Here is a 1,702-nt window from a genome sequence, read left to right on the forward strand (position 1 = left end):
TTAAACGGAAAAACTTTTTGACTCCAACTTTTTACAACTGATAAAAAAATTCCACACACATCTGCGGAATGTGGGTTCAAGCCAGTGAACTTGGTCTTACTGTGTACCTGTTTATGGCACGCTTTGTGTAAGTGCTTTAGGTTTTCTGAGTCGTCAGTTCCACCTTCAGCCACAGGTATTATGTGATGGGTTTCTATTGATTCTCCGTTAAAGAGGCTGTCACCACATACAGGACATCTCCAATTTTGGAGTTTGGCTATGGCTTCATATTTACTGCCTTTTGCCCAATATTTCTTCCCGTAGTCAGTGGCTCGTTTTTGCCAGTATTCTCGGAGTGAGGGGTCATCAGGGCTGGAATTTCCTTTGACTTTGATATGCCTGACTATGGGTGTGCTACTGATGTTATAAAAGATATAGGATTTCTCCTTACCCTTTCTACCAGTCCCTTTGCACATGAAAGTCCCATTTCTCCCTCGGTAGCTTGCGTAATAACGCTTCTGAACCCATTTTGCTGATTTGTTGGGATGCCGACGCGAAGCCCAACACCAGAGGTAGTGCCATACACGGTTTTCTATGTATGAGAAGGTTTCTTTGCTAACCGCTCCTCTGTAGTAGTTAGCAAAACCCCTGAGAAGCGGATTCAACTCCTTGATAACGTCTTCTTGAGTATGAGCTTTCATATTAGATAAAGTTGCCTTTACCTTTTTACAGAAAGCTAGTACCTTTTCTTTCTGGGGTTTTATTAATAATTTGCCTTTGTATTGGCGTAGATTGAACCCCAAGAAGTTAAATCCGTCATCAATATGAACCAATGATGTCTTCTCAATGCTGATTTCTAGACCTCTTGAGGATAACCATTGCTTGATCGGGGTAAGCACTTGTTCCAAGGATTGTTTATCCTTTGCAGTGACGATGAAATCATCTGCATATCTGATGATGCCTAGCTTTGGGTTGAATTGCTTAATGAATTGTTCTAACCCGTGCAATCCGATATTGGCTAATAACGGACTTATCACACCACCTTGAGGAGTGCCTGTCTCGGTAGGGTTATGGACACCACTATCGGTAAACCCTGCTTTTAACCATTCTTTGATAGTTTCTCTTTTTGGAAAGGTTTCTATCATGGACAGAATGGATTGATGGGCAATGTTGTCGAAAAAGCCTTTGATATCAGCGTCTAGAACCCAGGTATGCCCGTGTACCCACTTTTTGAAGCACTGGTCGATGGCATCGTGGCAACTTCTACCAGGTCTGAATCCATAGGAATGTTCTTCAAACACTGCTTCCCATTCGGGTTCTAGTGAGTTTTTAACTATTGCTTGTGCGACTCTATCTCTCACGGTCGGGATTCCGAGAGGACGTTTCTTGCCATTAGCTTTGGGTATGTACACCCTCCGTGTGGGTTTTGCTTGAGGCATTTTCCACTCGTTGACAAGTTTCACGCGCTGGCTGGGGGTATTTAAAACCTCCTTATCTACCCCTGCTGTATGCTTTCCGTCATTGACTTGTGTGATTTGTCTGACACTGAGCAATAGGTTGGCGTGGCTTTTGATTAACAGCTTTTGCAACCTACGAAGTTGCTTAAACTGCCCAAGTTTTCTGGCACGGAAGATTCTTTGACGTAGGTCATTTGTGACAAGTTAAGAAAAAGTGCAAATTGTCAAGGGGGTAGACCAAAAAAGGTAAAATAGGATGAAACCTT

1 protein-coding gene is annotated in these 1,702 nt (G+C 42.8%); it reads right to left on the reverse strand.

Annotated features, from left to right (window positions below; translation table 11 throughout):
* Positions 1 to 1,613: group II intron reverse transcriptase/maturase (gene ltrA / locus QUA25_RS29120; protein WP_333043171.1), on the reverse strand; the 1,613-nt coding region annotated here is incomplete at its 3' end.
* Between the last annotated feature and the right edge of the window lie 89 nt (positions 1,614 to 1,702).

This window comes from Microcoleus sp. Pol17C6 (assembly GCF_036701145.1).
Lineage (GTDB): Bacteria > Cyanobacteriota > Cyanobacteriia > Cyanobacteriales > Microcoleaceae > Microcoleus.